General features: G+C 39.9%; 1 protein-coding gene and 3 tRNA genes (1 of these 4 cut by a window edge). 3 read left to right on the top strand and 1 reads right to left on the bottom strand.

The genetic code is table 11. The annotated features are described in order from the left end of the window. Window positions 1-15 precede the first annotated feature (15 nt). The gene (gene clpB / locus B2X72_RS01685; protein WP_286848147.1) at window positions 16-2,616 is read right to left on the bottom strand and encodes an ATP-dependent chaperone ClpB; all 2,601 of its coding nucleotides are present in this window, start codon (window positions 2,614-2,616) and stop codon (window positions 16-18) included. Between the two features lie 271 nt (window positions 2,617-2,887). On the opposite strand from clpB, the gene B2X72_RS01680 reads away from it, so the two are divergent. The 3 genes from B2X72_RS01680 to B2X72_RS01670 form a co-directional block, all read left to right on the top strand. Then, a tRNA-Thr gene (locus B2X72_RS01680) sits at window positions 2,888-2,960 on the top strand. A 34-nt stretch (window positions 2,961-2,994) separates the two neighbouring features. Next, window positions 2,995-3,067 (top strand) — tRNA-Thr (locus B2X72_RS01675). Between the two features lie 33 nt (window positions 3,068-3,100). Continuing rightward, a tRNA-Thr gene (locus tag B2X72_RS01670) sits at window positions 3,101-3,147 on the top strand (it continues 140 nt past the right edge of the window).

The following is a 3,147-nucleotide window of genomic DNA, read 5'->3' as shown; positions in this document are numbered from 1 at the left end:
CGGACGTTCTTTTTTTTATTGTTCTTGTTTATTGATGAACACAAATTTACCGTCGAATACATCTAGACGAATAATCGAATCGCGATTTACTTTTCCGGATAAAATTTCCTTTGATAATTCATTTAAAATTCGTTTTTGAATAACACGTTTTAATGGCCTAGCCCCATAAATAGGGTCATAACCAAGCTGTGCCAACCAATCCATTGCTTCATCAGAAGCCGTAATGAATATATTTTGTTCGGCCAGCTGTTTCTGAACATGTGCAAATTGTAAACGAACAATATCTCCAATTTCGTCTCGACTTAATGGCGTAAACATAATCACTTCATCGATACGGTTCAAAAACTCGGGGCGAATCGATTGTTTTAAAAGATCGAAGACCTCATTGCGTGTTTTGGCGATAATTTCATCCCTATTATCATCGGTCAGATGACTGAAATTCTCCTGTATAATGGTTGACCCCGTATTGGAGGTCATAATGATAATGGTGTTTTTGAAGTTTATCGTACGACCTTTGTTGTCTGTAAGATGGCCATCATCCAATACCTGCAATAGGATATTGAATACATCGGGATGAGCTTTTTCAATTTCATCTAACAAAACAACAGAATAAGGTCTTCTTCGGACTGCTTCAGTCAACTGTCCGCCTTCATCATAGCCGACATATCCCGGAGGCGCTCCGATTAAACGAGACACTGCGTGTCGTTCTTGATATTCCGACATATCAATACGAACCATGGATTGTTCGTCGTCAAATAAGAACTCGGCAAGTGCTTTTGCAAGTTCGGTTTTTCCGACTCCAGTAGTCCCCAAAAATATGAACGATCCTATTGGTCGTTTCGCATCATTTAATCCAGCACGTGATCGACGAATGGCATCGGAAATAGCTTCTATTGCTTCATCCTGACCGGCGACACGTTTATGAAGCTCTTCCTCTAGATTCAGTAATTTTTCGCGTTCTGATTGAATCATTTTACTCACAGGTATTCCCGTCCATTTTGCAACAACATCAGCAATGTCTTCTGAAGTAACTTCTTCTTTGAGCATACGCTTACTTTCTTGTTTTTCGGCGAGTTCAGCCTTTAGTTTGTCCACTTTTTCTTGCGCTTCTTTAATTCGTCCATAACGAAGTTCTGCTACCTTTCCATAGTCTCCGGAACGCTCGGCCTGCTCAGCTTCGAGTTTGTAGTTTTCAATATTCTCAATCTCTTGATTGACATTGTCAACAAGACTCTTTTCTTCTTGCCACGATGCTCTCAACGTATCTCTTTCTGCAGATAGATTAGCGATACTTTCCGACAGTTCTGCGACTTTTTTATCGTCATTTTCACGTTTCAAAGCTTCACGCTCAATTTCCAATTGCATGATACGACGTTCAAGCTCATCGACAGCTTCCGGTACAGAATCCATTTCAAGGCGCAATTTGGATGCTGCCTCATCAATTAAATCAATCGCTTTATCTGGTAGAAAACGATCGGCAATATAGCGCTGTGACAATTCCACTGCAGCAATGATAGACTCATCCAGAATGCGTACCTTATGGTGTGTTTCGTAGCGTTCTTTTAGGCCACGGAGAATGGAAATGGCATCTTGCGTGTCAGGTTCTTCAACCATAACTTTCTGGAACCTGCGCTCCAATGCTTTATCTTTCTCAAAGTATTTTTGGTATTCGTTTAAGGTTGTCGCTCCAATTGCACGTAGTTCACCTCTAGCTAACGCCGGTTTGAGGATATTAGCCGCATCCATTGCGCCTTCACCACCACCAGCCCCCACTAATGTATGGATTTCATCGATAAAGAGTATAATGTCTCCATTGGAATCGGTAACTTCTTTTACAACCGCTTTTAGACGTTCTTCAAATTCACCTTTATATTTAGCTCCGGCAACCAAAGCGCCCATATCTAAGGAAAATACAATCTTAGATTTTAAGTTTTCAGGTGCGTCGCCTTTTATAATTCTGTAAGCAATACCTTCCGCAATAGCCGTTTTACCAACCCCAGGTTCACCAACGAGTATTGGGTTGTTTTTGGTACGACGGGAGAGTATCTGCATCACCCGTCTAATTTCCTCATCACGGCCGATAACAGGATCCAATTTGCCGGATTCGGCATATTCATTTAAATTTCGTGCATATTTCCCCAGAGCATTATAGGTGGCCTCCGCATTTTGATCAGTTACCCGACTGTTTCCGCGCAATTCTTTTATGGCGGTCTTTAAGTCTTTTTCTGTAACGCCCTGTGACTTAAGTAATGTTGAGGTCTTATCAGAGGTCGCCAGGATACCCAATAATAAATGCTCTACCGAGACAAATTCATCATTGAATTCTTTGAGATAGCCCTGTGCTTTCTGAAGTGCATTGTTGGCATCGCTACTTAAATAAATATTGCTACCACTAACCTTCGGAAAACCTTCAATTTGTTTGTCAAGTTCAGTTCCGAGATAGCTGATGTTGACATTTAACTTTTTTAATAAGTGGCTGACAACATTTTCATCCACTGTGAGTAAAGCTTTTAAAATATGCGCTGTCTCAATCGCCTGTTGTTGATGGCCAGCCGCAATTTCGGATGCTTTTTGTATAGCCTCTTGGGCTTTAATTGTATAGTTGTTAAAATTCATTTTTATTCTCTTATTTAAAGTTTCGTTGATACATATTGGTTATAACAATTGAAGTGCCATTCGGTTTTTAAGCCATACTTCGGAAAAAATGGCAATATTTTTTATTGAATCATGACAAATTTTCAGTTATTGAAAATAATGCGCTTGATTTTTAAATAATTGGCTTAACAGGGTATAAAATTCTTGAAATCGACTTGCATTTTTGGTTTAAGCTTTCGATATTTGCAGCATCTTAAAACGGTCAGACGTTGTAAGATTGAAAAGAAGTAACGCCTCTTTAGCTCAGCTGGTAGAGCAACTGACTTGTAATCAGTAGGTCATTGGTTCGATTCCGATAAGAGGCTCTTTTAAGCAACATGCATTAAACTTCTTTAAAAAGCCTCTTTAGCTCAGCTGGTAGAGCAACTGACTTGTAATCAGTAGGTCATTGGTTCGATTCCGATAAGAGGCTCTTTGAGCGACACTCATTAAAATTCATATGAAAGCCTCTTTAGCTCAGCTGGTAGAGCAACTGACTTGTAATCAGTAGGT

Source organism: Sphingobacterium sp. UBA7253 (assembly GCF_002472745.1).
In the GTDB taxonomy this organism is placed as follows: Bacteria; Bacteroidota; Bacteroidia; order Sphingobacteriales; family Sphingobacteriaceae; genus Sphingobacterium; species Sphingobacterium siyangense.
Note: the sequence above shows the minus strand (reverse complement) of the source record. Positions and strands in the feature narration are given on the sequence as shown.

Coding starts and splice junctions, on each gene's coding strand:
- clpB (WP_286848147.1), bottom strand. CDS start 2,616: ATGAATTTTAACAACTATACAATTAAAGCCCAAGAGGCTATACAAAAA.